18 protein-coding genes and 5 pseudogenes are annotated in these 25,751 nt (G+C 48.5%); 19 read left to right on the top strand and 4 right to left on the bottom strand.

Translation table 11 applies throughout. From position 1 onward, the window contains the following. Nucleotides 1-347 (bottom strand): annotated as a pseudogene (locus B1A75_RS14725) (IS4 family transposase); the annotation flags it as partial. Nucleotides 348-529: 182 nt separating this feature from the next. Between B1A75_RS14725 and B1A75_RS20810 the strand changes: the two are divergent. The 13 genes and pseudogenes from B1A75_RS20810 to B1A75_RS14655 all read left to right on the top strand — a co-directional run bounded on the left by B1A75_RS20810 (nt 530) and on the right by B1A75_RS14655 (nt 15,882). Next, nucleotides 530-908 (top strand): annotated as a pseudogene (locus tag B1A75_RS20810) (hypothetical protein). Nucleotides 909-1,616: 708 nt separating this feature from the next. After that, on the top strand, nt 1,617-2,978 hold the full coding sequence (locus B1A75_RS14710; protein ID WP_011888512.1) for a radical SAM/SPASM domain-containing protein: 1,362 nt from the start codon (nt 1,617-1,619) through the stop codon (nt 2,976-2,978). A 22-nt stretch (nt 2,979-3,000) separates the two neighbouring features. Next, nucleotides 3,001-4,062, top strand: coding sequence for a PqqD family peptide modification chaperone (locus B1A75_RS14705; protein WP_041265047.1), 1,062 nt, complete (start codon nt 3,001-3,003; stop codon nt 4,060-4,062). A gap of 14 nt (nt 4,063-4,076) precedes the next feature. Beyond that, a complete protein-coding gene (locus B1A75_RS14700; protein WP_011888510.1) occupies nt 4,077-5,297 on the top strand; it encodes an MFS transporter in 1,221 nt (406 codons plus the stop codon). Nucleotides 5,298-6,322: 1,025 nt separating this feature from the next. Beyond that, nucleotides 6,323-7,630, top strand: coding sequence for an RNA polymerase factor sigma-54 (rpoN, locus tag B1A75_RS14695; protein WP_074044612.1), 1,308 nt, complete (start codon nt 6,323-6,325; stop codon nt 7,628-7,630). Nucleotides 7,631-7,680: 50 nt separating this feature from the next. Further along, on the top strand, nt 7,681-7,926 hold the full coding sequence (locus tag B1A75_RS14690) for a glutaredoxin family protein (protein WP_074044613.1): 246 nt from the start codon (nt 7,681-7,683) through the stop codon (nt 7,924-7,926). Between the two features lie 123 nt (nt 7,927-8,049). Then, complete coding sequence (locus B1A75_RS14685) at nt 8,050-9,069, top strand: sugar-binding transcriptional regulator (protein ID WP_079936421.1); 1,020 nt, start codon at nt 8,050-8,052, stop codon at nt 9,067-9,069. 42 nt (nt 9,070-9,111) lie between these two features. Further along, nucleotides 9,112-10,119 carry a type I glyceraldehyde-3-phosphate dehydrogenase gene (gene gap / locus B1A75_RS14680; protein WP_074044615.1) on the top strand — a complete coding sequence of 336 codons (1,008 nt, stop codon included), beginning with the start codon at nt 9,112-9,114 and terminating at the stop codon, nt 10,117-10,119. Nucleotides 10,120-10,241: 122 nt separating this feature from the next. After that, nucleotides 10,242-11,426, top strand: coding sequence for a phosphoglycerate kinase (locus B1A75_RS14675; protein WP_074044616.1), 1,185 nt, complete (start codon nt 10,242-10,244; stop codon nt 11,424-11,426). Between the two features lie 61 nt (nt 11,427-11,487). Continuing rightward, nucleotides 11,488-12,249, top strand: coding sequence for a triose-phosphate isomerase (gene tpiA / locus B1A75_RS14670; RefSeq protein ID WP_074044617.1), 762 nt, complete (start codon nt 11,488-11,490; stop codon nt 12,247-12,249). Further along, complete coding sequence (gene gpmI, locus B1A75_RS14665) at nt 12,242-13,777, top strand: 2,3-bisphosphoglycerate-independent phosphoglycerate mutase (RefSeq protein WP_074044618.1); 1,536 nt, start codon at nt 12,242-12,244, stop codon at nt 13,775-13,777. Before tpiA ends, gpmI begins: the two co-directional genes overlap by 8 nt. 41 nt (nt 13,778-13,818) lie before the next feature. Next, nucleotides 13,819-15,111: a phosphopyruvate hydratase gene (eno, locus tag B1A75_RS14660; RefSeq protein WP_025949887.1), complete on the top strand. Its 1,293-nt coding sequence runs from the start codon at nt 13,819-13,821 to the stop codon at nt 15,109-15,111. Between the two features lie 423 nt (nt 15,112-15,534). Continuing rightward, entirely contained in the window at nt 15,535-15,882 is a 348-nt protein-coding gene (locus B1A75_RS14655; RefSeq protein WP_254866640.1) for a hypothetical protein, read from the top strand. Nucleotides 15,883-15,885: 3 nt separating this feature from the next. Here the strand turns inward: B1A75_RS14655 and B1A75_RS14650 are convergent. Continuing rightward, nucleotides 15,886-16,763, bottom strand: a pseudogene (locus B1A75_RS14650) (IS982 family transposase). Nucleotides 16,764-16,870: 107 nt separating this feature from the next. Between B1A75_RS14650 and B1A75_RS14645 the strand changes: the two are divergent. After that, nucleotides 16,871-17,752 carry a rhomboid family intramembrane serine protease gene (locus B1A75_RS14645; RefSeq protein WP_079936420.1) on the top strand — a complete coding sequence of 294 codons (882 nt, stop codon included), beginning with the start codon at nt 16,871-16,873 and terminating at the stop codon, nt 17,750-17,752. Between the two features lie 529 nt (nt 17,753-18,281). On the opposite strand, the pseudogene B1A75_RS14640 reads toward B1A75_RS14645, so the two are convergent. Then, nucleotides 18,282-18,601 (bottom strand): annotated as a pseudogene (locus B1A75_RS14640) (IS1634 family transposase); the annotation flags it as partial. A 230-nt stretch (nt 18,602-18,831) separates the two neighbouring features. Between B1A75_RS14640 and B1A75_RS14630 the strand changes: the two are divergent. The 4 genes and pseudogenes from B1A75_RS14630 to B1A75_RS14615 all read left to right on the top strand — a co-directional run. After that, a pseudogene (locus tag B1A75_RS14630) lies at nt 18,832-19,071 on the top strand (RHS repeat domain-containing protein); the annotation flags it as partial. 445 nt (nt 19,072-19,516) lie between these two features. After that, complete coding sequence (locus B1A75_RS14625) at nt 19,517-19,759, top strand: hypothetical protein (RefSeq protein WP_011230660.1); 243 nt, start codon at nt 19,517-19,519, stop codon at nt 19,757-19,759. After that, nucleotides 19,746-20,114 carry a type II toxin-antitoxin system VapC family toxin gene (locus B1A75_RS14620; RefSeq protein WP_033012322.1) on the top strand — a complete coding sequence of 123 codons (369 nt, stop codon included), beginning with the start codon at nt 19,746-19,748 and terminating at the stop codon, nt 20,112-20,114. The genes B1A75_RS14625 and B1A75_RS14620 overlap by 14 nt, the downstream gene beginning before the upstream one ends. Before the next feature lie 65 nt (nt 20,115-20,179). Next, nucleotides 20,180-20,743 (top strand): Uma2 family endonuclease, encoded by a 564-nt coding sequence (locus tag B1A75_RS14615; RefSeq protein ID WP_013145802.1) that lies wholly within the window; start codon nt 20,180-20,182, stop codon nt 20,741-20,743. Between the two features lie 205 nt (nt 20,744-20,948). On the opposite strand, the gene B1A75_RS14610 is transcribed toward B1A75_RS14615, so the two are convergent. After that, entirely contained in the window at nt 20,949-22,688 is a 1,740-nt protein-coding gene (locus B1A75_RS14610) for an Rqc2 family fibronectin-binding protein (protein WP_079936418.1), read from the bottom strand. A gap of 314 nt (nt 22,689-23,002) precedes the next feature. On the opposite strand from B1A75_RS14610, the gene B1A75_RS14605 reads away from it, so the two are divergent. Next, on the top strand, nt 23,003-25,675 hold the full coding sequence (locus tag B1A75_RS14605; RefSeq protein WP_079936417.1) for a calcium-translocating P-type ATPase, SERCA-type: 2,673 nt from the start codon (nt 23,003-23,005) through the stop codon (nt 25,673-25,675). Nucleotides 25,676-25,751 lie beyond the last annotated feature (76 nt).

Genomic DNA, 25,751 nt, shown 5'->3' with positions numbered 1-25,751 from the left:
TTTTTCCCGACCGTGACGGTCGTCGAATCCACCACCCGAAGCGGTTTGGGAAACCGAAGCGAGCGGCGGGTTTGGCGGTTGCACTTGGAAATGATCAACGCCAACAAGCGTTTCATGATGTCATAGGGAACTTCTTTCGCTTTCTTGGATACTGTGGAATAATGGAATCGCGGCAATCCATACAGAGGCCCCACATCGGCTCCGTGGCGAAAGCTTTTCCATTGATGCATGGCGGCCAGCAGGAAGAAGTGAATCAACTCGCGCAACGGAAAGGTTCGAGACGAATCACGATACCCAACCGCTTCGGCAATCAGTTGAATCTCTTCATCCGAAACAAGTTTTTGCATCAAATTCGGGAGTGTGGTATGCCCGAGTTCGACAGTTTTGAGGTCATTTTAGGCAAATGGAAATGACCAAAATGCTGTTATATCAAGGGTTTCGTGATGCGGATCCTAGGAAAAAACGCCAAATTTCATAGGCACACGACTTGACAATTTATTCTTTTAAAAAGCCCAATATCGTTTATCATATAGGCACGTACATACGACGAGTCACACGCAAAAACAAAGACGGAACGACCGTGGCCTATCTCCAGCTTGCTCACAACGAATTGGGATCCGAAGGCCAAATATGCGAAAGCGAAGGTGATGGATTCGTTCGAGTGCGAAGACGAGGTGGATTGTGCTGTCTTGGAGCGTTTGGCCAAAAGTTGCGATTCCTTTCCCCTGACTCATGAATCATATCCGAAAGTAAGAGACGGGTGTGAGCGTCTCATGCTTGGACATTTTTCTTCCAAAAACGGAGACCTTTCTCAACGAACCGAACTAACGGCCAAACAGGCTCAACTCTTTGTGGCTCTAGGGCTGGAGCCTCCTCTGAAGATCCTAGGCATCCATCCTCGCGCCTAGATACACGCCCAAAGTGTGCCCAAATGTCTCTCGTCCCTTTTGCATCAAGGGGCGAGAGGCATTTTGTTTGCCTAGTGACTGTCGAACTCGGGGTATGCTTGTTCATAGAGAGCACCTCCTGGGTTTGTTTGTGTCGCTACTCACATTCTACAGGAAAGGTGCTCTTTTTTCTATACCCTTTGGATTTTATTGGATAATCAACACGCCTGACCAATAAAAATCATTTTTTATGTTTAACTCACATTTCGCACCCTGAATAAAAATTCGAAATAAGCCCGATTTAACCGAATAAAAATTAATTATTTTACAATTTTTGTATAAAAAATTATTTTTATGCGAATATCCAGGTTGTTTTTTGTATATTATGCAAAGGTTGCGAAATATGAGTTTAATATAAAAAAAGTAAAAATAAATGCAAAAAAGCAAAAATATACTTGAATTGCGTTAATTTACATATTATAATATAAATAACAAATATTATAATCATTTTAAAAATAAAAAACAAAAAAGGGATATAAATAAGCGCTAAGCGCTTATTTATATACATACAATCTAAAGGGGGGAGAATAATGGCAAAAGCAAAAAAAGAATACAAACGTCCAACTGTTAAATCAGCAAAAGGACCATCTTTACAGTGCAACTAATTTAACAGGAGGAGGGCAACTATAGTTGACCTCCTCTTAATTTGCAATAGTAAAGGAGGATAATATGAGCCAAAACTTAGAAAGTTTAATACCATATATAGAAAAGATAAAAAAAATGAAGTTTAGGGAAGATCTAGGACTATTGTTCGAAAGTAATACTGGTATCATTCACAGAGTAGATGGAGACATAGGTGTGTTAATATTATCTTTAATTCGTCAAAATCATGATATTAACTATATCAAAAATTACATTTTACAAGAGTATGATGTTCAAGAAGAGGAGTTAATAGATGATATATTTGTATTTATATCAAATATTTGTGAACATAAGGAAAAAGTATGGGAGTGGGACATTGAAAAAAAGCATAATAAATTACTAGAATTCCCTCTTCGCATTGAAATAGAGGTAACTTCCCTATGCAACTGGAATTGCGGATTCTGCTACAATGTCTGGAAAATTGATCCTAATCTTAGTGATGAGGATGTTCAAAAGAAAATAAAAATGTTGCCACAAAAGCATCTTCCCAAAGAAACAGTCTTTAAGATTCTAGATGAATGTAATGAAAACGGTTGTTTCATAGTGCGATATAGTGGGGGAGAAACTTTATTGCATCCTGATATAGAGGAAATTCTTGAATATGGGGGGAGTTTGGGTCTTTATCAAGTAGTGTTTACAAATGGTCATTTTATAACACCTGAACGTGCAGAACGTTTTAAAAAATACAATGTGGGCACGGTTTTAATTTCTTTACATGGTGATAAGAGACTACATAATTTGCTAACTGGACATAAGATGGCTTATCAGAAAGCAGTCAGTGCGATTGAAACTCTTGTAAAGACAGGAATTGAAGTTGTTGTAGAGCTGACTTTAGTAAAAGAGAATTTTAACAGCGCAATTGATGTAATGAAAGATGCGTATAATAGAGGAGCTAGGTATTTTAGTGTTATGAGATATGTACCAACTGGAAAAAATGATGATAAATACGGCGTGCCCATTGAAAATATGCTGCCACTAATGAAACAGATTGACGAATTACAAAAACAATATGATGATTTAGTAATTGCTTGGCCATGTGGTCAAAAAATGTGCACTTCAATAGAGGATTCTCCTCTAAGTGCCGATGATCCGACCTTACCTTTAAGAAAACGCCAATTATCAGGGCACTGTGAAGCTGGTTTGGTTTGGGGGAGTATATCTTTTAATGGTAAGTTAAGACATTGTCCACATAGCAATGTATATTTTGGTGATGTAACGACAGACGGGATAAAAAGTATATGGAATAAAATGACAAAGAAAGTTTCCGAGGTACTTACACCACGTAATACATGTATGGGTTGTAGTGAGTTATATAGTTGTAGAGGTGGATGTCATTTACCTTACTTTTTTGAACCTTCTTCATCTGCAAAGTCGCAATGTTCAGTTTAATGATTTAGGGAGGTTGAATTTTATGTTGACGTTAATTATAGGGGATAAACAATTTTCCTCTTGGTCCATGAGAGCATCTATTATTCTAAGAGAGAGAAAAATACCTTATAGGGAAATTATTGCTGGACTCGATTGGCCTATTAAATTTACTAAAAATGGAATAATTCCAATAAAAGATAAGGACGATTATGACTTGCCTAAAGAACCTGCATCTGGTTGTGGATGTCAAATAACCCAACTATTGAACATTGATGATACACAGTTAATAGAAAATAGTATTGTAGAGCATTTACCAAGAGTACCTATTTTAATAGATCCCGAAACAGGTGCTGTAATTTGTGATGTTTTAGCTATATCTGAGTATTTGGAAGAAAATTTCAAGGATTATCCTAGCCTTTTGAGTGATGATATCGTAAAGAGAAGTGATATTCGAGTTTTTAGTAGTCATATTCATGCTGATTTATTACCATTAATGAGTGGAATGTCTTATGCTAACTCATTTAGAAAAAATAATCAAAAAGAAATACCTAATGATGCTTTAGAACAGTTAAAAGAGACTTTGGAATTATTAGAGAATACTTTGGCCCGAAAAAAAGCAAAAGGTTGGACAGGGGAATTTTTATTTGGAGACTTCTCTTTAGCTGATGCAATGTTTGCACCAATTGCTCAACAAATTCGAGGATGGAATATAAAAGTTACAAATAACGAAGTCAACAACTATTTAGATTCATTGCTTAATAGGGAATCCATAAAATTATATTTAGAGGAAGCGAAACAACCATATAAATTACTGGAAGAGGCAAAAGAAAATTCTCCTACTTGGATTGCAAGACACTATAGAATTTGGGAAGAAATAAGGATGATTCATAATTGTGAAAACGATGTATATCATATTTTAGAAGATGATGTGGGTTTATTATTCTTTAATTTGGCATTTAAAGGATATTCTAAAGAAGAGATAGCAAAAACTGTTTTAAATGAGTACGATGTCGATGAAAAAACGATATTGAAAGATATAGAAGATTTCTTCAATAAGATACATCCGAACAGAGTTGTAGAAAATAGCTTAATTGATGTTTTGTAGCGAGGTTTTTAACAATGAAAAATTTATTAAAAAATTTCCAAATAGGAATCGCAGAAATATTAAGACTTCTATCTACAGAAATATTAATGATTTTAATTCCTATTTTAGGTATCAATATATTAAATTTAAATAACTCATCTATTGGTTTTGCTATTTCTTTATCATCAATTGGATTTTTGATATTTGGTTATATAGCAGGTTTAATAGCCGATTCGTGGAACAGAAAATATATGATGGTAACTCTTCTACTTATTAAATCTCTTCTATTTGGTATGTTTGCATATTTAGCATTATCTTCAAATTTAACTAAGTTAAATTATTTTTTAATAATTTTTTTAATAGGACTAGTCATAGTAATTATAGAAACTACTTTAACAGCATGGATTCCTGATATTTATAGTAAGGATGAATTAGCAGGAATTAACAGCTTACTCCAATTTTCTAGATCTAGTGCCAATTTATTAGGTCCAGCATTAGGTGGAGTAGTTATAGGGATTTTTGGAGAAGAGTTGACAATGACATTTATTTCATGCTCATTATTAATAAGCTCGATTCTAATGTTAGGTATTAAAAATTCAAATAAGGTGACAGTAGAACGCACAAGAAAAATAAACATTATAAAGAATATAAAATATATCTTAAAAAACAATATCTTAAAGTCCATAGTTCTTACTACCAGTACTATTAATTTTTCAATGTCAATGTACGGAGCAATTGTTATCATTTTTTTAATTAAGGATTTGAAGCTTAGTGAATCTTTAACTGGCATAATTTTGTCCTTAGGAGGAGTCGGAGCATTATTAGGGTCTTTTATTACCCCAAGATTGATAAAAAAATTTGATGTGCTGTCAGTTATGATTTTTGGTCCCATCATACCGAGTTTTGGTCTGCTTTTTATGGGATTTTCTTATGGAAAAGCAGGAATATTTGTTTTTATAACAGGTATAATTTTCTGTTATGCTGCGAGGAGTATAGGTAGTATTGCGAGAATGACGGTTCAACAAATTATACTCCCTTCTCATATAAGGGGGGAAATAAGTGGTGTAATGATGATGATAACATGGGGGATGATACCCCTTGGTTCAATGGTTGGAGGTTTAGTGAGTGATATATTAGGGTTGAGAACTGTCTTGATTTTAGCAGGGATACTCTTAATATTTTCAAACTTTTGGATGATAAATTCCGATATAAGAAAGTACAGAAACATACTATCCGATGATCAAGTAGTTTTGTAAGAGAAAAAAATGATTGCTTACTGTCAACAACGATTTAAAATTGACTCTTAAGTTCTTTTGGTGAAAAAGCCAAGATACTTGAGAATGAGAAGCTAAAAAATTCGAATTGCACACTAATTTTCCCAATTAGCTCCCTCTATCACCAATATTGCATAAGAGCCATTTTATCACCGTTGATTACAGCTATCTGAAACCGGTAAGCCTGGAACAGCCGAATACACTGTTATGTATGACTATAAAGGCGAAAGTGAACTATATACATGCTCATTGAAAAATTAACATTTGCCTTCTCCTGCAACTAACTTCCTCCCCCCATGGCTCAGCTTGCAGATTGAGCCTACAGGATCTTTGGAGGAAGTGCTGCAGCGCTTAGGGTGTGCAGGATAACGGAGAGGTTAACTCTTCATGTTGCATGTATATAGGTACTAACGCGAGCTTTATGTTCCAATGTGGAAAATTAATTAATAAACGAATGCAGCCTACTCGTTTTGAGTAGGCTCTTTTTTGTTCATCATAAAAAAGAGGGCGGAGTAAGACTCCGGCCTTCTTGATGAGCCATAACACGAAAATATGGGTATTTTCCTATATTTATTGAAATATTACAATACACAATTATGTATCAGAAAATTCTTTTTGTTAAATTGAGTAATCGGATTTCTTAATTTACTGGCTATTATGGGATGTGCCGACTGCAATACGTAAGTTTTTTAAAAGTAACTTTAAAGGAAGGCGGATCACTCCGCCTTTTTGCATGGATTTACGCACTGGAGATAATTTTGCACAAATTTTGCACAACACAAAAGAATGTGTCGCTCAAACATTGAAATATCAATGCTTTAGGTATATGGTTATCATCCTGCCGAGGGCGCTATACATGGGAAACGGCTGCGACGGCAGCCGTTTTTCGTTTTGGTTTTAGGGAGCGACAGTATGTCCAAGCTTCACCATCTCGGAAACATCGTCAAAAATTTCTCCTACCCCCTCCCGCTCCCGTCGTGTACAATAAAAGAAAGGGGGGCGTGACGATGAGGGCGGAGTTATGGCAAGAGCAGCGGCTGCAGTTGTCGCTGACAAAGGAACTTGTGCAGGCGATTGAACTGTTGCAATATTCCGCAGTGGATTTGGAAGCGTTTTTATATGAACAGGCGCTGGAAAACCCGTTTTTGGAAATCCGTCGCACCCGGGTGCGGCAACGGCCAAGCCGGACAGAAAGAGACCAAAAGCAATGGCTCGAGAACATTGGCGCCCGCGCAGAGACGCTTGTTGGCCATTTGCTGGGGCAGCTGCCTGCGTTGAAGCTGGCCGATCGGGAAGAGCGCATCGTCCGCTATCTCATTGCCTCGCTCGATGAGGACGGCTATTTGCGCGTGCCGCTTGCCGAGCTGGCGGCGCGGTTTTCCGCATCGGAACAAGAGATGGAACGGGGGCTGCGCCTTGTGCAGTCGCTCGACCCGCCGGGAGTCGGCGCCCGCGATTTGGCGGAATGCCTCTTGCTGCAACTTGAACGTCTTCCTGAGCGCGACGAGCTGGCGGAAACGATCGTCCGTTATCATTTTGTTCCTTTTGCGGAAAAGTCGTGGAAAACGCTGGCCAAGCAGCTTGGCGTCAGCCTTGGCGAACTGCAGCGCGTCTTCGAGCTCATTCGCACACTCGAGCCGCGGCCGGGCATTCACTATTCGAGCGAAACGCCGCCTTTGGTCGTGCCGGATGTCATCGTCACCCGCGGAGCGGATGGAGACTGGATGGCCGCCTATAATGATGACATCCATCCGGAGCTCGGATGGAATCGGGATTACGAGCGGCGCATCGCCGCATCCGGCGACCGGCATGCCGAACAGTTTATCAAAGAAAAATATCGGCAGTTTACATGGCTCGCGAAAAGTTTGGAGCAACGGAAACAGACGCTTCTGCATTTGATGGCTGTCATCATCGACCGCCAGCGCTCGTGTTTGGAGTTTGGGCTTTCGGCGCTCAAGCCGATGACGATGCGCGAGGTGGCCGAGGAGCTCGGCGTTCATGAATCGACGGTGAGCCGCGCGGTCCGGCATAAATATGTGCAAACGCCGTTTGGCACCGTGGAGCTGCGCCGTTTCTTTTCGAATGCCGCGACGGCCGCAGGGGATGAAGCGGCATCGTCCGCCCGCGTGAAAGCGATCATCGAGGCCCTTATTTCCGAGGAAGATCGGCGGGCGCCGCTGTCTGACCAACAGCTTGCTGATTTGCTTCGCGAGCGGCACGGTATCGCCATTTCGCGCCGCACGGTCGCCAAATACCGCGAGCAGCTGCGCATCCCGTCTTCGGCAAAGCGGAGGCAATATATCGGCCTGCCATAGCGGGCGGCCAATCGAAACGGCAACTGCTGTAGAAAGAGAGGAAGAAATGAATGCATATCCGATTGTATACGAAAACGAATTGCCCGCTCTGCGACAAGGCGAAAGCCGTTTTGACGGAGCTGCGGGCGGACTATTCGTTTACGCTGGAAGAAATTGATATTTACAAAGATGATGAACTGCTGGAAAAATATCAGCTGATGATCCCGGTTGTGGAATTGGATGGCGAAGAAATCGGCTACGGAGCGATTGAAAAAGAAGCGGTGAGAAAACGGTTGCGGCGGGCGCAAAACAGTTGAACGGCTATCGTCCTCCTGCTATAATGAAAATGGCGCGGGAGGAATTTTTTATGGCACTGTGGGACATAATATGTCATACCGGGACATGAAACGTCCCTATGTTCAATCGAGGAGAAAGGATCGATGCAACCGTTATTAGAAGCACAAAAAAAGTTATTGCCTGACTTGCTTGACGTTATGCAAAAACGGTATCAAATTTTGCACTCCATTTCGCTCATGGCGCCGATCGGGCGGCGGGCGCTGGCGGCGAGCCTCGGCATGAGCGAACGGGTGCTCCGGTCGGAAACAGAGTTTTTAAAAGGGCAAAACTTGCTTTCCGCCGATGTGTCGGGCATGCGGTTGACTGAGGAAGGTCAGGCGCTCCTTCATACGCTCAATGATTTGATGCGGGAAGCGCTCGGGCTCAAAGAGCTCGAAGCGGCGCTGCAACAGCAGCTGAACATTGAGCGCGTCGTTGTCGTCGCCGGGGATAGCGACCGTTCCCCTTGGGTAAAAAAAGAAATGGGAAGAGCATGTGTCGCCTGCATGAAGGAGCTGCTTGAACCTGGGGACATCGTCGCCGTGGCTGGAGGAACGACGATGGCGGCCGTCGCGGAGATGATGACGCCGGATCCGAAGCTTCACGATGTGTTGTTCGTTCCAGCGCGCGGCGGTCTTGGCGAAGATGTCGAGAACCAGGCGAACACGATTTGTGCGAAAATGGCAGAAAAAGCGATGGGCCGCTATCGGTTGCTGCACGTGCCTGACCAGCTGAGCGATGAAGCGTACGCGTCGCTTGTCGAAGAGCCGGCGGTGAAAGAAGTGCTTGAGCTCATCCAATCATGCCGCATGGTCGTCCACGGCATCGGTGAAGCGGTGACGATGGCCAAGCGGCGGAAGACGCCGCCTGTGGAGATGGAGAAAATCATCGCCCGCCATGCGGTCGCTGAGGCGTTCGGCTACTATTTCAACGAACGCGGCGACGTCGTCCATAAAGTGAAAACGGTCGGCATTCAGCTTGAACACCTCCCGCATGTCGAGCATGTCATCGCCGTCGCCGGAGGGGCGTCGAAGGCGAAAGCCATTCGCGCGTACATGAAACGGGCGCCGCACTCGCTATTGGTGACGGACGAAGGAGCCGCAAAAGCGTTCGTAGGGGAGTAATCTCCCTTGCTGATACAATCCAATCGCAAGGAGGAAAATAAGATGGCAGTCAAAGTGGGAATCAACGGATTTGGCCGCATCGGACGCAACGTCTTCCGCGCTGCATTGAAAAACCCGGATATTGAAGTGGTGGCGGTGAACGATTTAACCGATGCGAATACGCTTGCTCATTTGTTGAAGTACGACTCCGTCCATGGCCGTCTGGACGCCGAAGTGTCGGTGAGCGGCAACAACTTGGTCGTCAACGGCAAAGAAATCATCGTCAAGGCGGAACGCGATCCGGCGAACTTGGCGTGGGGCGAGGTCGGCGTTGACATCGTCGTCGAATCGACCGGCCGTTTCACCAAACGCGAAGACGCCGCCAAACATTTGGAAGCCGGCGCGAAAAAAGTGATCATTTCCGCACCGGCGAAAAACGAGGACATTACGATCGTCATGGGCGTCAACCAAGATAAATACGATCCGAAAGCCCATCATGTCATCTCGAACGCTTCGTGCACGACGAACTGCTTGGCGCCGTTTGCCAAAGTGCTGCACGAACAATTCGGCATCATCCGCGGCATGATGACGACCGTTCACTCGTACACGAACGACCAACAAATTTTGGACTTGCCGCATAAAGACTTGCGCCGGGCCCGTGCTGCAGCCGAATCGATCATTCCGACGACGACCGGGGCGGCGAAAGCTGTTGCGCTTGTTTTGCCGGAATTGAAAGGCAAATTGAACGGAATGGCGATGCGCGTGCCGACGCCGAACGTCTCGGTCGTCGACTTGGTGGCGGAGCTGGAAAAAGAAGTGACGGTCGAAGAAGTGAATGCCGCGTTGAAAGCAGCGGCGGAAGGCGAGTTGAAAGGCATTTTGGCCTACAGTGAAGAACCGCTCGTTTCGCGCGATTACAACGGCAGCACCGCTTCGTCGACGATTGATGCGCTGTCGACGATGGTCATTGAAGGAAAAATGGTGAAAGTCGTTTCGTGGTATGACAACGAAACGGGCTATTCGCACCGCGTCGTCGACTTGGCCGCCTACATCGCCTCGAAAGGGCTGTAAAACCAGCTCGGCATTGAGTTTTCCATCCGTTCAAGTCTATAATAGGAAAATGGAGGGGAGCGGGGAAATGATCCCCACTCCTTTTCCTTTGTCGAAACTGCAGCCAAAAGGGGGCACGAACGATGAACAAAAAGACGATCCGCGACGTTGAGGTGAGGGGAAAGCGCGTCTTTTGCCGCGTCGATTTTAACGTGCCGATCGAGCAAGGCGCCATCACCGATGACACGCGCATTCGCGCGGCGCTGCCGACGATCCGGTATTTGATCGAGCACGGGGCGAAAGTCATTTTGGCGAGCCACCTCGGCCGTCCGAAAGGAAAAGTGGTCGAAGACTTGCGCTTGGATGCCGTTGCGAAGCGGCTTAGCGAGCTGCTTGAACGGCCAGTCGCCAAAACGAATGAAGCGGTCGGCGATGAGGTGAAAGCGGCGGTCGCCCGTTTGAACGAAGGCGACGTGCTCTTGCTTGAGAACGTCCGTTTTTACCCTGGCGAAGAGAAAAACGATCCAGAGCTGGCCAAAGCGTTCGCTGAGCTCGCGGATCTGTACGTCAACGATGCGTTCGGCGCCGCCCACCGCGCCCATGCGTCGACGGAAGGCATCGCCCATTACTTGCCCGCGGTGGCCGGATTTTTGATGGAAAAAGAAATCGAAGTGCTCGGCAAGGCGCTGTCCAACCCGGACCGCCCGTTTACGGCGATCATCGGCGGCGCGAAAGTGAAAGACAAAATCGGCGTCATCGACAATTTGCTCGATAAAGTCGATAACCTGATCATCGGCGGCGGGCTGGCGTATACGTTCGTCAAAGCGCTCGGCCATGACGTCGGCAAGTCGCTGCTTGAGGAGGACAAAATCGAACTCGCCAAATCGTTTATGGAAAAGGCGAAAGAAAAAGGCGTCCGTTTTTATATGCCGGTGGACGTCGTCGTCGCCGACCGGTTTGCGAACGACGCCAATACGAAAGTCGTCGCCATCGACGCCATTCCGAACGATTGGGAGGCGCTTGACATCGGCCCGAAAACGCGCGAATTGTACCGCGATGTCATTCGTCAATCGAAGCTGGTCGTCTGGAACGGCCCGATGGGCGTCTTTGAAATGGAGGCGTTCGCCCATGGGACAAAAGCGGTCGCACAAGCGTTGGCGGAGGCTCCCGACACCTATTCGGTCATCGGCGGCGGGGATTCGGCGGCGGCGGTTGAAAAATTCGGCTTAGCCGACAAAATGGACCATATCTCCACCGGCGGCGGCGCTTCGCTCGAGTTTATGGAAGGAAAACAGCTGCCGGGCGTTGTCGCGCTGCAAGACAAATGACCCACGGCGCCGGATTTGGCGTATGGCGGCTGATGCCGCCCATTGAAAGGAAGGGTGAACGATGAGAAAACGCATCATTGCAGGCAACTGGAAAATGCATAAAACATTGGCGGAAGCCGTTCAATTTGTCGAGGAAGTAAAAGGGCTCGTGCCGCCGGCGGACGAAGTCGATTCCGTCGTTTGCGCGCCGTTTCTCTTTTTGGATCGGTTGGTGCGGCAAGCAAGCGGCACCGATTTGAAAATCGGAGCGCAAACGATGCACTTTGCCGACCAAGGGGCGTACACGGGCGAAGTGAGCCCGGTCATGCTCAAAGATCTCGGCGTCACGTACGTCATCCTCGGCCATTCGGAGCGCCGGCAAATGTTCGCCGAAACAGATGAGACCGTGAACAAAAAAGTGTTGGCCGCCTTCACCCGCGGCTTGACGCCGATTATTTGCTGCGGCGAATCGCTTGAGGAACGGGAAGCGGGGCAGACGAACGCCGTTGTCGCCTCGCAAGTGGAAAAAGCGCTCGCCGGCTTGACGCCGGAACAAGTGAAGCAAGCGGTCATCGCTTACGAGCCGATTTGGGCGATCGGGACGGGCAAATCATCAACACCGGAAGACGCCAACAGCGTCTGCGGCCATATCCGTTCGGTTGTTTCGCGCCTGTTTGGCCCGGAGGCGGCGGAAGCGATCCGCATTCAATACGGCGGCAGCGTCAAACCGGATAATATCCGTGATTTCTTGGCGCAAGAACATATCGACGGCGCCTTAGTCGGCGGGGCGAGCCTCGAGCCGGCTTCATTCTTGCAATTGGTGGAGGCGGGCCGCCATGAGTAAAAAACCGGTTGCGCTCATCATTTTGGACGGGTTTGCGCTGCGCGAAGAAACGTACGGCAATGCGGTCGCTCAGGCGAACAAACCGAACTTTGACCGCTATTGGAACGAATACCCGCACACAACGCTCAAGGCGTGCGGCGAGGCGGTCGGGCTTCCGGAAGGGCAGATGGGCAACTCGGAAGTCGGCCATCTAAACATCGGCGCCGGGCGCATTGTGTACCAAAGCTTAACGCGAGTCAACATTGCCATTCGCGAAGGCGAGTTTGACCGGAATGAAACGTTTTTGGCGGCGATGAACCATGTGAAGCAGCACGGAACGAGCCTTCACTTGTTCGGTTTGCTTTCTGACGGCGGGGTGCACAGCCATATTCACCATTTGTACGCCCTCTTGCGCTTAGCGGCAAAAGAAGGCGTGAAGCGTGTGTACATCCACGGCTTTTTGGACGGCCGCGACGTCGGCCCGCAAACAGCGCCGCAATACATCAAAGAACTGCAGGAAAAAATCAAGGAATACGGGGTCGGTGAAATCGCGACGTTATCGGGCCGCTACTACTCGATGGACCGCGACAAGCGGTGGGACCGCGTCGAGAAGGCGTATCGGGCGATGGTGTACGGGGAAGGTCCGACGTACCGCGATCCGCTCGAATGCATCGAGGACTCGTACAAACACGGCATTTACGACGAATTCGTCCTGCCATCGGTCATCGTCCGCGAAGACGGCTCGCCGGTGGCGACGATTCAAGACAATGACGCGATTATCTTCTATAATTTCCGCCCTGACCGGGCGATCCAAATTTCAAACACGTTTACGAACGAAGATTTCCGCGAGTTTGACCGCGGCCCGAAACATCCGAAGCATTTGTTCTTTGTCTGCTTGACCCATTTCAGCGAAACGGTGAAAGGGTACGTGGCGTTCAAGCCGACGAACCTTGACAACACGCTCGGGGAAGTGCTGTCGCAGCACGGACTGCGCCAACTGCGCATCGCCGAGACCGAAAAATATCCGCACGTGACGTTTTTCATCAGCGGCGGCCGCGAAGAGAAATTTCCAGGCGAAGACCGGATTTTGATCAACTCGCCGAAAGTGCCGACGTATGACTTGAAGCCGGAAATGAGCGCCTATGAAGTGACGGATGCGCTGCTCAAGGAAATTGAAGCCGATAAGTACGATGCGATCATTTTGAACTACGCCAACCCGGATATGGTCGGCCATTCCGGCAAGCTCGAGCCGACGATCAAGGCGGTGGAGGCAGTGGACGAATGCCTCGGCAAAGTCGTCGATGCCATTTTGGCAAAAGGCGGCATCGCCATCATCACCGCTGACCACGGCAACGCCGATGAAGTATTGACGCCGGACGGCAAGCCGCAAACGGCCCATACGACGAATCCGGTGCCGGTGATCGTGACGAAAAAAGGCATCAAGCTTAGAGACGGCGGCATTTTAGGCGATTTGGCGCCAACGATGCTTGATTTGCTCGGCTTGCCGCAGCCAAAAGAAATGACGGGGAAATCGTTGATTGTAAAATAACGATGATCTTGAGAAAACGATACGAAAAGGAGTGTGTTCCCATGTCTGCCATTATCGATGTCTACGCCCGCGAAGTGCTCGATTCGCGCGGCAACCCGACGGTGGAAGTGGAAGTGTATACGGAAGACGGCGGCTTCGGCCGCGCTTTGGTGCCGAGCGGCGCCTCAACCGGCGAATATGAAGCGGTCGAACTGCGCGACGGCGATAAAAACCGCTACCTCGGCAAAGGGGTGCTGAAAGCAGTCGAAAACGTCAACGAAGTGATCGCGCCGGAAATCATCGGCCTCGAAGTCACCGACCAAGTGGCGATCGACCGGAAGCTGATTGAACTGGACGGCACGGAAAACAAAAGCAAGCTTGGCGCCAACGCCATTTTGGGCGTCTCGCTCGCCGTTGCCCGCGCGGCAGCGGACGAGCTTGGCCTGCCGCTGTACCAATACTTGGGCGGCTTTAACGCCAAAACGCTGCCGGTGCCGATGATGAACATTTTAAACGGCGGCGCGCATGCCGACAACAACGTCGACATTCAAGAATTTATGATCATGCCGGTCGGCGCGGAAAGCTTCCGCGAAGCGCTGCGCATGGGGGCGGAAATTTTCCACAGCTTAAAAGCGGTGCTAAAAGCGAAAGGCTACAACACGGCGGTCGGCGACGAGGGCGGTTTTGCCCCGAACTTGAAATCGAACGAAGAAGCGTTGCAAACGATCATCGAAGCGATCGAAAAAGCGGGCTACAAACCGGGCGAACAAGTGATGCTCGCCATGGATGTTGCCTCGTCCGAGCTGTACAACAAAGAAGACGGCAAATATCATCTTGAAGGCGAAGGCGTTGTGAAAACGTCGGAAGAAATGGTCGCTTGGTATGAAGAGCTTGTATCGAAATATCCGATCATCTCGATCGAAGACGGGCTCGATGAAAACGACTGGGAAGGACATAAACTGCTGACCGAGCGGCTCGGCAAAAAAGTGCAGCTTGTCGGCGACGACTTGTTTGTCACAAACACGAAAAAACTGGCCGAAGGCATTGAAAAAGGCGTCGGCAACTCGATTTTGATTAAAGTGAACCAAATCGGCACGCTCACCGAAACGTTTGACGCCATCGAAATGGCGAAACGCGCCGGCTACACCGCCGTCGTCTCGCACCGCTCCGGCGAAACGGAAGACAGCACGATCGCTGACATCGCCGTCGCAACCAACGCCGGCCAAATCAAAACGGGCGCGCCGTCGCGCACCGACCGCGTCGCGAAATACAACCAATTGCTCCGCATTGAAGATGAACTCGGCCACACGGCCATTTATCAAGGCATCCGCTCGTTTTACAATTTGAAAAAATAACGGGAACAGGCGTCCCCAACGGAGGGGGCGCCTGTCGTTTTGACGGAGGCCAAAAGGGCGCTGAATGGCTGGCGGTGATCAAGACGTCTTGACGCATTCAGGAAAGCTGCGCCTCTCCATCTCCATAAGATGGAACCATTCGTCAATGATCGTCTTGTGCTGCAGGGCGCAGACCGTGAATGTCGTCTCATGATGAGGACAAAGTCAAGTGGCATAATTTGTAGAAAATTATCGAATTTTTTCGAATAGTTTTTGTTGTTTTTTTATTTTTTTTTTTTTTTTAGAATGGAATTATAAAAAAAGAATTCGAAAGTTGGTGAAAAACAGTAGATCTATCGGATTTGTACGAAGTCGCTAAGGAAAGAAAGTCGTAGTTCTGTAAAATTTTTTTATTTACACATCAGTGGTAGAGGAGGTATTTACTTGAAAGGGAAATTTAAGAAATTTTTGGTAGCCTCATCGTTTGTAACACTACTATCTGGATTTAATTTGGTAAACTATGCTTTTGCAGACTCAAAAGTTGTAAACAATGAAAGCAAAGAAGTTAAAGAAGTGTTAGAACAAAAAGAAAAACTTAAACAAAGTGTGAATATTGATAAGTATGACTTAGTCAGAAAATCAGAATTGGGAGTTAAAGAGGGTTATGACAAGGATGACCCTGAGCCGGACTGGGCGCCTGGTGATTCTTTTGGTTCACCCAAAGGTACGAATAACATATCTTTCGCGGCGTTTGCACCTGGCGATATTATTGTAACCCGTGGTGCTAGTTGAGCGTCAGCGCTCAACCAGCCCTAGTGTGACCAAGGAATAAGCCAACAAGATGCCATCGAGTGCCACTTCAAACCCGGCAATGGAATTCGCTCGAATGTCGGTGATCCGGTATTGGTCTACGAGAATCGAAAACACCGTCTCGATGACTTTGCGTTTTTTCCTGATCCATTCTTCCCATGCCTTGGATGAGCCGTGCTTTTGATTGTGTCGAGACGGTGTCCAGAACGCGGCTTGGTGTTCTTTGTACAGCTTTTCTCGAAAAGCGCGGCTGATGCACCCTTTGTCTCCAAAGTTGTCAGGATGAGGAATTTGGGTCATCACCGTTTCGGCCGCTTTGACGTCGTGGCAGGACGCTTCCGTCACGACATAGCCCATGGCCAGCCCTTGATGGGTCACTTGAAGATGCAGCTTGAAACCGTAGTACCATTGCTTTTTGGAAGCACAATACCCCATATCCGCGATCCCTCGAAATCGCTTGACGCRCTGCATTCTCGCGGGATGGCACAACGGAAGAGGCAAACTGTCGACAATGTCTAGCATGGTGTTGGCCACGTTTCGCCAGTTCATGACGAATCCATTTGACCGCGAAGCCAAGCGCTCGGCAGCGGCGGTTGTATCGGGAGCGTTCAAGAAACGAGCCGTTTGTGAACAAATTTCCCGTGACAAAGCGATGCCAGGCTCGTTCGGAAGAAAAGCCAAGCAACTTTCCTAAAAGGTGAACGGCGATGACCACCTTCGTCTTCTTGCTTGACCAAGTGACGATTGCGGCGATGAAGATACATTTGAATCAACGACAGTTGGGCAGAAACAAAACAGAAAATGGCGGCATATTGTTTTTGAAGTTTGGCTGGATCTGTAGTAAAATGAAAGTGCTCTTGCATGGGGGATCTCTCCTTTCGAATGTTGGGTGACACTTTCATTCTACTGGAGATCCGCCAGCAAGGGCTATTTTTATGCTTGTCTRAGTTTTATCTAGCACCACGGGTTTATTSTWRTATTTTCTGAGAACGTAATTGCGGCTGGAGCATCTTCTAGCATTTTTGGATTAATCGGTCTGTACTTAGGACTAATTATAAGAAAAGCACAATTTATAGATAAAGAAAGCAAAACGGTAATTTGGGTGGCTTTTGTTCTTGATACTATTTATACATTTGTAGCACCGAATATTTCGGTAGAAGGACATCTCGGGGGACTATTCGGAGGATTGCTGTTATCGCTTTTTGTTGCTCCCCAACCGTTCCATTCTTTAGCGGAATATAGGTTGAGAACATCGCTCACTCGTGTGATAACTGTTACACTATTATGTTTTTCACTATTATTGTTACCAAGGTATGTTGTCTCCGCTGACATATTAAATAAGATCATGGAAAAATTCGAGGAAGTAAAGTTAAGCCAAATAATATCTTTCAATTTTGACAAGGTAACTTCCTCTTTAGAAAAGAAAACGGAGCAATCTAATACCCGTGAAGCGTCTTTACAAATCAACAGGAATGAAACCGTGGAAAACGACCAGGCTGAGGAGTTAAATGAGCCAAGCATTAGGATTATTGCGGTTCATTCGGGTGTTAAAGAAGGATGGATTGATACAACCGACAGTTTTTTTGACGAAATAACATTAGTGACACAGGTAAAAAATATGTCAGATGAAACAGTTGATATTTATCCAGAAATGTTTGTTTTATCGGATACAGGGGGGTACACTCCCTCGCTGATCCAAGATCAAGTCCATTTTAAAAATATCCCGCTACCTCCTAATCAAAAAGTGACCGTGAAGCTTGTTTATGCGGTTTCTTTAAAGCAAACAACAGGTCAATTCTTGCTCTCCGTATCCGGTTGGAACTCCTTTGATCAATTTAAAATCGACTATTAGATAGGGGTCAGCTAGGATATTCCCACATTTCGCAACCTCCTGAACAGAATGGGGAGGATCTTTTCACCCGAGTTCGACAGTGACTAGGTAAACAAATCGCCTCTGAATCCTTGATATATAAGGGTTCAGAGGCGATTGGGTATACTTCAGGCGTGTATCTAGGAGCGGGGGAAATGTCTAGGATCCTCGGGGGGGGGGCTCCACCCCTAGAACCACAAAGGTTTGCCTTTGTTTGGCTGTGATCTCTGTACGTTGATAGAGATCGTGATATTTAAAATGAGAAGGCGTGGCTGGAAGGTCTTGAGGTTTAGCGGAAAAATGATATATAGACAGCTGCCAAAAGTGTTAAGGAGAATCGAAGAAGAAACAAAAAACCGCTCATTGTAGCGGTTTATTTTTAACTCACATTTCGCACCCTAACAAGGTCAAAACAAAGGATTTTTTATTTAGTTTTTCAGAATAACTTTTTGACCAACACGACGAGCGATGGCTATCCTTTTTTTACCATCGCTGGTCGTTCCGTATGACGTTACACGTAAATGCTCTCATCCAGCCCCAACCCCTGCAGAATCCTTCGTTGTTCAGGGGTGAGGGAGCGATCCAGTGAGCGTTGGATGCGCCCGTCTGGCAGCTCCAGCAGGACGACGTTCACATATTGAAACAGCTGAAAAATCGCCTGCCCCGTCGGTCGGGTCAGCTTGCGGCCTCCGGCGCCCTTTAATGGGTGTTCTGGTGTGATGAACGGACGCACCCGGCGCTGGAAGACGTGGTAAATGGCCAAGGCCAACAGAAACAAATAGCCCAATACCGCACCCGTTCCGGTTTTTTGACGTAAATCTCATCCGTAAAGTTTCTTCCCTTTTCCTTTGCCCTTTCTTGGCATGTTTTCGTAACAGGGAAAGGAGAGAGAAAAGGTTGATTTCCGCCATTATGCGAACGCAAAAGCAACTGGTGCCAATACGATTGGAGAAGATCGAGCGCTTTCCGTTCAATGATTTGAATGTCTTCTTTTGATGCCAACACATCCGAGCTTGAAACAGAAACGTCTGGGTGTGTTTAGTGCAAAATGGCAGAGCTTCATGGCAAAAAAGGCTTGCCAGTTCCTAAAATCCCCTCTACTGTTTAAGGTTGTGAAGAACAAAACAGTGGAGGTAAAGAAAGGAAACCAAAAAGAGTACACGTACGATTTATCGGATCGCTTAAAACAGCTGTTGTTAGCGAACGGTACTTCCGTCAACTACGATTATGACGTAAATGGCAATATGACTTCAAAAGTCATTCGAACCAGCGACGGCCAGTCTCAAACATTTACTGCTTCTTAAAGAGCAATGGTCGGATGGAACGACGATCGCGTATACGTACGATGGTTTCAGGAACCATTTATGGAAGAGAGAAAGCTCTAAAGTGGGAGATAGGAAGAGCTTATGCAGTGAGAAAAGCTGGGGGTAATATGTATCTTCATGTCAGACCGTGATAACATAAACAAAGGGGGTAAGCTATGTTACTGAAAACATTTCTATTATTAGGAGAAGAAGGGATATCTGACGTTAAAAAAGTTTTTCTATCCTGAAAATACCCGAACTTCAAAATGTGCAAGGTTTCAGAGTTCGACATAGCGGCATTTTCATCCCTTCGATGGTGACGAAATCTTTTTGTCATGGGAGTCTATATAGATCGTAAAGTGAATTTTCATCTCATGATGTACAATGAACGGGTATAATATGTTTAAAAGGATCCATCTTCCTTGAAAGGAGTGAAAACGTTATGGATTTTGTAAGAGTAATCAAAAACAGCAATGACTTAGAAAAGATCATCGATTTGCCTCAATCATTAAAAAATAGAAAAGTGGAAGTCATTATTCTTCCTTATGCAGATAAAGAAGATTTGGAACAGCCAAAAAAAAGGAATCTAAGAGGGGCTCTGTCCAAATATAAAAATGAGACTTTGCAAGCCCGAGAAAGCGATGCTTGGTCTAAAGCTGTGGTGGATCAATATGAAAATCATTGATGCGAATATTATTTTAAGATATCTGCTTAATGACCATGATGAGTTGTCGGGCAAAGCCGCAACGATTATTGAAGATAACAAAGTATTGTTGCTAAGAGAAGTAATCGTTGAAGTTGTTTATGTTCTTGAAAAAGTGTACAACGTAAAAAATGACGAGATCAGCGATATTCTTTTAGAATTGCTCAAATACGATAATATCGAGGTGGATGATATCGAGGTCGTAGAGGAGGCGCTTGCTCTGTTTGGCAAAAGGCGCTTGGACTTTGTCGATACCCTTTTATACGCTTATAACAAAGTGAAGGGATATCAAGTGTATACTTTTGATAAGAAGCTGGATAAGATGCTTGAGGAATAGCCGGCCATTACGGCTGTTGCGTTCTTCTTTTGGGGAATATGTAAGCGACAAAGGAGAAGATGCCGATGTCCTTGCCTCGGTTTTCCAATGTGTCGTACGAGCAATATTGGGCGTTGCGGGAACAAAGCGATGAGTGGCTTGAATATATTGATGGCGCTGTGTATATGGCTCCGTCGCCAAGCATCAAGCATCAGCTTGTTTCGAGCAACCTTCATACCGAATTGGGCCTTTATTTTCGTGGGAAGCCGTGCAACGTGTTTGCGGCGCCGACCGATATCGAACTGGCTAGCGACAAGTTTCCCGATCGCAAAGTCGTCATTCCGGATTTAAGCGTTATTTGCGATTCAAAAGGGTTTACGGAAACGAAGTATGTCGGCGTGCCTACTCTTATCGTTGAGATCTTGAGCCCTTCCAACCAGGCGCACGATTTAGTGACCAAATTCAATTTGTATATGGCGTACGGTGTGAAAGAGTATTGGATCGTCAATCCGATGAAAGAGGCGATTACCGTCTATACGCTGAACGAGGAAGGACTGTATGAGCAGGCGGATGTGAAAGCGGGAACGGGTGTGGTGCAGTCGGCATGCTTTCCTGGGCTTGAAGTGGCTCTTGAGGATGTGTTTCGTTGAGACGGATGGCGAGACGTGCATGGAGTTGCATTCGTGATGGCGGCTTGTGGTTGACTCGACAAGTTTGCCAAGCGGGCTGTCCATAAGGCCAATGCAGCTGGTCTTACAGACAGCCCGTTGTCTTTGATGCGGCGCTGGACCGTTTCGGTTTGCGGGAGTTCGCGCGAATCGCCCGATGCCGTGTTGGGCGGTCATTGGGGCGGGTTTACGATGGTTTTGCCGCTTGTTGTTTTTGCCGTTGTTTCATGGCGCGGACGAGTTCTTCATCCGGCGTGACGTAGAGCGTTTGCTCGTGTTCGTAAATGACAAACCCCGGCTTGGCGCCGCTCGGTTTTTTCACGTAGCGGATGTGTGTGTAGTCGACAGGCACCGACCCGGAGTGGCGGGCTTTGCTGAAGTAGGCGGCCAAGTTTGCCGCCTCGAGAAGCGTCTCGTCAGACGGCTGCTTGCTCCGGATGACGACGTGCGAGCCAGGGATGTTTTTCACATGCAGCCAAACATCGTCCTTATGGGCGAGTCTGGTCGTGAGATAATCGTTTTGTTTGTTGTTTTTGCCAACGAGTATTTCCGTGCCGTCGCTTGCGACGTAGCGGTCGAGCTCAGGGACGGCGGTTTTCCGCTTTTTCGCTCCTTTGGCCGCGCGCGGGCGCAAGTAGCCTTGTTCGATGAGCTCGTCGCGGATTTCCTCGATGTCTTTCGGCGAGGCGGTTTCGAGCTGGCTTAAAATCGTGTCGCAATAGGCAATGTCTTCTTTCGTCCGCTCGATTTGTTGTTGCACGACGGCGAGCGAGTTTTTCGCTTTTTGGTATTTTTGAAAGTACTGTTGCGCGTTCTCGGACGGCGATTTTTGCGGGTCGAGCGGAATGGTGACCGTGCCTCCGTTTTCGTCGTAGTAGTTTGCGACCTCGATTTCCGTCATGCCGCGCTTTGCGGCGTACAAATGGGCGGTGAGCAGTTCGCCGTACAGTCGATAAACGTCGGCTTTCTTTGCTTCTTCGAGCGTCTGTTCGAGCTTTAGGAGCTTTTTCTCGTTTTTCGCCTTTTCGTTCGCCATGAGCCGCTCGATGTCATGGGCTTGCTGCTTGACGCGGTCGCGCTCGGCCTTGCCGAAATAAAAGCGGTCGAGTAGCTCGCTTGCGCTCGCAAACGGTTGGCCTTCGATTTGTAAGTGCTTAAGCGGCAACACGTAAAACCATTCTTTTTCCCCGTTCGTGTACATCATCGGGGCAAAGCGGCGGCCGCGCACGTCATCGATGAGCGAAAGAAAGCTTTTTGGCAGCGTCGTCCGGTTGGCGAGTCCAGCGCGGAACACCGCCTCATTGGCAAATAGCGGCGAAATGCCGCTGAAGGCGGAAACGAGCTGATGGGCGAGCTTGCCGGCGTGAAAGTCGAGTTTTTTCAGCACCATTTCTTCCGTCGCCTCAAGCGGGTTCAGCTTGCCGTGCGTCGGTGGGGCGACGTACGGATGCCCGGGAAGCACCGTCCGGTAGCGGTTGACCGACGGCGGCAAATGTTTCAAGCTGTCGATGATCGTGTCGGTCGATGCATCAACGAGGATGATGTTGCTATGGCGGCCCATCACTTCAATGATGAGCCGCTTTGTCTGCACGTCGCCGAGTTCGTCGCGGCCTTTTGTGTCCATGACGATGATGCGGTCAAAATCGACTTGGCGGACCGCTTCGATGACGCTTCCTTCCAACTGTTTGCGCAGCCGCATGCAAAACATCGGCGGCTCGGATGGGTTGTTGTACGTTTCGTTTGTCAAATGGACGCGGGCGTACGTCGGATGCGCCGACAGCATCACTTTATGGTTATGGCCCCGAGCGCGCACAAGCAGCACGATCTCATACGCCGACGGCTGGTGGATTTTCGTGATCCGCCCGCCCGCAAGCGCCTCTTCGAGTTCACCGACAATGGCGTACGTAAACACTCCGTCAAAGGACATGGAAAACACCTTTCTATTTCGTTTGTTTGCTATTTCGATCTTACCATACGACCCGCCGTTTTGAACATTTCTTTGAATATTACCTGAAGACGGACGAAGATGCCCGACGAACATGTTGCATAAAATGGGGAGGCCCGCTTTTTTGACACGATTTTTTCCCTTATGGGGGAGATGGCGTGGCAAAGGGCCCCACGACTCCTTATGTTTGTGTCGCTAAACATCATGGCGGGGACTATCATTTTTTGGGACATGTATGAATAAGCATAGAGAAGCGGGAACGGCGTGCGAAAAAATGGAAGGACGGAGGGAGACAGATGCAATGGCATACGCTCGCGGCAAGCGATGTCGCGCACGAGACGAAGACGAATGTCAAGACCGGGCTTACTGCGGCGGAGGCGGAAAAACGGCTGCGGCAGTTCGGGTACAACGAGCTGGCGGAAGGGAAGAAGGAGTCGGCCATCGTTGTCTTTTTTCGCCAGTTTCAAGATTTTATGGTGCTTGTGTTGCTTTTGGCGACGGTGATTTCCGCGTTTTTAGGCGAGTATGTGGATGCGGTGGCGATTGTTGTGATCGTGATCATGAACGCCATCCTGGGGTTTATCCAGGAGCGGCGGGCGGAAAAGTCGCTTGCCGCCTTAAAACGGCTGTCCGCTCCGCAAGCGGTTGTGTTGCGCGGCGGGGAGTGGGTGAAAGTCCCCACGCGCGAGCTTGTTGTCGGCGATGTGGTGAGACTTGCAAGCGGCGACCGGGTCGGGGCCGACATCCGCTTGATTGAGGCGGCCGGCCTGGAAATCGAGGAGTCGGCGCTGACGGGCGAATCAGTGCCCGTAGCCAAATCGGCCGCCCCGCTTCATACAGAACAGGCTTCGTTGGGCGATTTGCACAATATGGCGTTTATGGGGACGCTCGTGACAAGAGGGAATGGGGTCGGGATTGTCATCGCCACTGGGATGAAAACAGCGATGGGACAAATCGCAACGATGCTCGAAGAGGCGGATGCGGGGGCAACCCCGCTCCAGCGCCGGCTCGAGCAGCTTGGGAAAATTTTGCTTGTCGTCGCATTGGCGCTGACGGCAGCGGTCGTGGCCGTAGGTGTCATTCAAGGGCACGACCTGTATGAAATGTTTTTGGCTGGTGTGTCGCTCGCGGTCGCCGCCATTCCGGAGGGGTTGCCGGCCATTGTGACGGTCGTCTTGGCGCTTGGCGTGCAGCGGATGATCAAACGAAACGCCATCGTCCGCAAGCTTCCGGCGGTGGAAACGCTCGGCTGCGCTTCGGTCATTTGTTCCGACAAAACGGGGACGATGACGGAAAACATGATGACCGTCACGCAAGTATGGGCAGGCCGGCGGACATTTGCGGTAAGCGGCGTTGGTCTTGAAACGGATGGCGAGTTTTCTGAACGCGGCCGGACGGTTGATCCGAACCGCGTTCCCGAGCTCGCTCGCCTATTGACAATGGGGGTGCTTTGCAATAGTTCGGAGTTGAAAGAGGAAAACGGCCGGCGCTACATCGACGGCGATCCGACGGAAGGAGCGCTGCTGGTCGCGGCGGCCAAAGCTGGATTGGCGAAAGGAATGCTTTTGCGTGAGTACACGATCGAACAGGAGTTTCCGTTTGATTCCGAGCGGAAAATGATGACGGTCATCATTCGCGACCGGAACGGGCGGCGGTTCGTTGTGACGAAAGGGGCGCCCGATGTGCTGCTTGAGCGGGCGGACCGCCTGGAATGGAACGGGCGCGAGCAGGCGCTGACCCCGGTGTGGAAAGAGACGATTGAGAAGGCGATTCGCCAGATGGCGTCTTCCGCCTTGCGCACGATTGCCATTGCGTATCGGCCGCTTGCGGAAACGGAACGGATCGGATCGGAGAAGGAGGCGGAGACAAAGCTTCGGTTCCTCGGCGTCGCCGGCATGATCGACCCGCCGCGGCCGGAGGTGAAGCAGGCGGTGGCGCGATGCAAAGAGGCGGGGATGAAAACGGTGATGATCACCGGGGATCATGTGTTGACCGCAACGGCCATCGCCAAACAGCTTGGCGTGCTCCCGCCCGGCGGAAAAGTGATGGACGGGGCGACGTTATCGCGCCTGTCGGTCGACGAGCTCGAACGCGAGGTCGATAATATTTACGTGTTTGCCCGCGTCTCCCCGGAGCATAAGCTGAAAATTGTCAACGCCTTTAAGCGCCGCGGTCATATTGTCGCCATGACCGGCGACGGGGTGAACGACGCGCCGGCGTTGAAAGCGGCGGATATCGGCGTCGCGATGGGCCGGTCGGGGACGGAAGTGGCGAAAGAGGCGGCGTCGCTCGTGCTGCTTGATGACAACTTTGCGACGATTGAGGCCGCGATTGAAGAAGGGCGCAACATTTACGAAAACATCCGCAAGTTTATCCGCTACTTGCTCGCCTCGAACGTCGGGGAAATTCTCGTCATGTTGTTTGCGATGCTGCTTTCGCTTCCGCTGCCGCTCGTGCCGATTCAAATTTTATGGGTGAACCTCGTGACGGACGGCTTGCCGGCGATGGCGCTTGGGCTTGATCGGCCGGAGGAAAATGTGATGAAGCGGCCGCCGCGCCGTCCGGATGAAGGGGTGTTCGCCCGCGGGCTCGGCTGGAAAATCGTAAGCCGCGGCGTTTTGATCGGCGTTGTTACGCTGGCTGCGTTTCTGACCGCCTATGAACGGAGCGGCGCGGATCTCGTTTACGCTCAGACGGCGGCGTTTGCGACGCTTGTGTTGGCCCAATTGATCCATGTGTTCGACTGCCGCTGCGATCGTTCGGTTTTTGACCGCAGTCCGTTTGGCAACATGTATCTCGTTGCAGCGGTGATCGTGTCGCTGCTGTTGCTGCTGGTCGTGATCTACTACCCGCCGCTGGCTGCCGTGTTCCATACGAAGCCGCTTGCGGCCGTCGATTGGCTGCTCATCATCGGTTTGTCCGCCTTGCCGACCTTTTTGTTTGCCGGCTCGCTTTTTACGAGAAAATAAAAGGATGGATATGTTATAATAAAAAAGGTGATAGAGGAGCGCTCTATGACCTTTTCTTTTTCATCAACGACGCAAC

This window comes from Geobacillus sp. LEMMY01, from assembly GCF_002042905.1.
GTDB lineage: Bacteria > Bacillota > Bacilli > Bacillales > Anoxybacillaceae > Geobacillus > Geobacillus proteiniphilus.
This window is presented reverse-complemented; position numbering and strand designations above follow the sequence as displayed.